The organism is Corallococcus carmarthensis (genome assembly GCF_003611695.1).
Lineage (GTDB): Bacteria > Myxococcota > Myxococcia > Myxococcales > Myxococcaceae > Corallococcus > Corallococcus carmarthensis.
The window spans coordinates 1-3,270 of the sequence record NZ_RAWE01000407.1 but is presented as its reverse complement, the minus strand read 5'-3'; the positions used below and the strand labels follow the sequence as shown (position 1 = coordinate 3,270).

Below are 3,270 nucleotides of genomic sequence, written 5' to 3'. Positions count from 1 at the left end.
CGCCCCCACTCCCGGCGGCGGGACGACGCAGCCGGGCACGGGGACCCCGCCGGACACCGGGCTCACCGGCGGCGAGGTGGTGGGCATTGGCGGCGCGGTCGTCTTCGTCGTCCTGGCGCTGGTCGCGGCGCGCAAGCTCTTCGGCAAGAAGCGCGTGGCGGAGGCCCCCCGGAAGCCGGAGGAGGCCCCCCAGCTGCCCGCGGAGCGCCCCGAACTGCGCGTGGAGCTGCCGCCCAACGAGGCGGAGCTCGCCCGGCGCCGGGAGCTGGACGACGCCCACGCGCGCATGGACGAGCTGCGCCGTCAGCGCGAGACGGCCTCGTTCGCCGCCCACGCCGCGAAGGACCCGGCGGAGAAGGCCCGGCTGGAGGCGGAGGTCCGCGCCCTCAAGGAGCGCGAGGAGGACGCCAAGCGCGTCGAGTACCGCGCCAAGAAGGCCGTCGACGACGAGACGCGCGAGCGCCGCAAGCGGGAGCAGGTCGAAGCGGTGCGCCTGCGCGACGAGGCCCTCGCCCAGGAGGCCGCCCAGGCGGAGGCCGCCCGTCAGGCGGAGGCCGCGGCGGCGCGCGCCAAGGTGGAGGCGGAGGGCGGACGCACCCTGGCGCAGGGGCTGGACCGCACGCGCAACCAGGGCTTCATGGCGCGGCTCAACGGCCTGTTCGGCGGGCAGCGGACGATGGACGAGTCCGTGCTGTCGGAGCTGGAGGAGATCCTCTTCACCGCCGACATCGGCGTGCGGACGGCGGACCACCTGGTGGAGGTGGCGCGCGAGAAGCTCAAGCGCGCGGAGCTGAAGGACCCGGAGCGCATCAAGGGCGCCATCCGCGACGAGGTGGCGCGCATGGTGGACCTGCCCGTGCCGCGCTCGCTGGAGGGCGGAGGCCCGCCGCACGTGGTGATGGTGGTGGGCGTCAACGGCGCCGGGAAGACGACGACCATCGGCAAGCTGGCCGCGCAGCTCACCGGCCAGGGCAAGAAGGTGGTGCTCGCCGCGGGCGACACGTTCCGCGCCGCCGCCACGGAGCAGCTGGACGTGTGGGCCGAGCGCGCCGGGGCGCAGCTGGTGAAGGGCCCGGACGGCGGCGACCCGAGCTCCGTCATCTTCGAGGCGGTGAAGAAGGCCAAAGAGGAAGGCGCCGACGTCATCATCGCGGACACCGCGGGCCGGCTGCACACCAAGGCCCCGCTCATGGAGGAGCTCAAGAAGGTCAAGCGCGTGATGGACAAGGCGCTGCCCGGCGCGCCCCATGAAATCCTGCTCGTGCTGGACTCCACCAACGGCCAGAACGCCATCCAGCAGGCCAAGCAGTTCCACGAGGCCGTGGGCGTCAGCGCCATCGCGCTCACCAAGCTGGACGGCACCGCCAAGGGCGGCGTCATCATCGGCATCTGCGACGAGCTGAAGCTGCCCGTGGTCTGGGTGGGCGTGGGCGAGAAGATCGCCGACCTGCGCCGCTTCGAGCCGCGCGAGTTCGTGCAGGCGCTGTTCGACTGAGCGCCGTCCGGCTCACTGCCCCATGAGCTGGGGCAACAGCTGCTCCAGCAACTGCTGCGTCTGGGCGTCCAGCTTCACGCCGCCCAGGTCTCCGCCCATGGCCTCCATCAGTCCCTGGAGGTCCGCCGCGCCCAGGTCCTCGTCGCCGTGGGCCTCCTCCCACCAGCGCGTGCGCAGCTGCCCCAGCGCCTTCGCGTTCGTGGGGCTCGCCTTCGCCAGCTCCTGCGTGAAGCACGCCTTGCACGCCCACTTGAAGCGGTACGTGTCCACGTACGCGCGCAGGGCCTTGAAGAAAGCGCTGTCCCCCACGAGCTTGCGCGACGCGTGGTGCAGCAGCGGCGCCTTGCCGTACACGAGCGCGCCGTACTGCAGCTCGCCCCCGTCGAAGTCGCCCGTGGGCCGGTCCGCGCGGCCGTCGGCGCCGCCGGTCAGCCGGAAGAACTGGTAGGGCATCACCAGGGCCTCGTTGCGCAGGGACTCGGCGGCCTCCGGGCCGTGGGCCCATTCCATGTAGAGGAGCGCCGCGTACTGCGCCAGTGACTCGTCCACCACCGGGTCGTGGATGGGGTCGGAGCCCACGAGCCCCGCGAAGTACTGGTGCGCCACCTCGTGCGCCACGGTGAACTCCAGCGTGCGCTCCAGGGACTCACCGACCTGCGCGCCCACCTGCGCCAACATGCTCGCGCCCTGCGCGTCCAGCAGCTCCTGGAAGGCCTCCATGCCGGGCATGCCCGACAGCATCGACAGGGGGTCCTGCTTCGCGCGGTAGAGCGACGTCCCCACCGTCACCAGCCCCGGGAACTCCATGCCGCCCGCGCCCCCGCTCAAGGGCGCCTGCACCACGCGGAAGTGGGTGTAGGGCAGCGGGCCCAGCCGCTTCTCGAACTCCGTCAGCGCCTGCGACGCGTACTTGAGCACGCGCTTGCCCACGGCCGCGTCCTGGGCCGCGAAGTGGCTCTCCACCGTGACGCCGTTCACGGTCGCGGTGGCGGACTGGTAGCCGCGCGTCACCAGCACCGGGAAGTCGCGCACCGCCGCCGCGGCGAAGCTGTAGCGCACCCGGCCGTCGCGCTCGGGCACCGCGCCCATGGGCGTCCCGGTGGCGTGCGCCGCCCAGCCCGCCGGCACGGTGAGCGTGGCCAGCACATGCGCGGGCTCGTACAGCGCCAGGTCCCCCATGCCCTGCGGGCCGGCCCACGGCTGGCCCTGGTCATCCACCGGGGGCACCTGCGGCACCACGCCCACCAGGCTGATGACGTCCGCCGTGGCGGAGAAGGCCCCGTGGTCGTCCGCGCCGGCCTTCCCGCCGCCGCCCAGCAGCCCGCCCGCGCCCACCATCGACTCCGCGCCCGGCGCCGCCTTGGGCACCGTCCCCTTCACGGCGACCTCCAACGACACCGTGCCGCCCGGGGCCACGGGCGGCTCCACGGCCACGCGCTGCACCGTGGGCTCCGGCCCCAGTTCCAGCGCCACGGCCTTGCCATTGAGCTTCGCGCCGGAGAGCGTCACCTGCCGGGAGCGGGTGTTGGGCGTCAGCCGCAGGTACAGCTCCGTCAGGGGCTTGGGGCCCTTCGCCACCAGTTCCACCTGCACCTTGCCCCAGACGCGCCGCTCCTTCGGCTCCACCTCCAGTTGGACGCGGTAGAGCGGCACGGACTCCAGCGGCCCCAGCGCCTTCGCGGCCCGGTCCCGCTCCGACGGCTTCAGGTGCTGGAGGCACAGCTGCACCTCTGGCGCCACGCTGCCCGCGCCCGGGATGGCGGGCGCCGTGGGGG

2 protein-coding genes are annotated in these 3,270 nt (G+C 73.6%); one reads left to right on the top strand and one right to left on the bottom strand.

Annotation, left to right across the window (positions count from 1 at the left end):
* Positions 1–1,495, top strand: a 1,495-nt coding sequence (gene ftsY, locus D7X32_RS43770) for a signal recognition particle-docking protein FtsY (RefSeq protein ID WP_244239516.1), incomplete at its 5' end; no start/stop codon positions are given.
* Between the two features lie 12 nt (positions 1,496–1,507).
* Here the strand turns inward: ftsY and D7X32_RS43765 are convergent.
* Positions 1,508–3,270, bottom strand: a 1,763-nt coding sequence (locus tag D7X32_RS43765; protein WP_341868181.1) for a M1 family aminopeptidase, incomplete at its 5' end; no start/stop codon positions are given.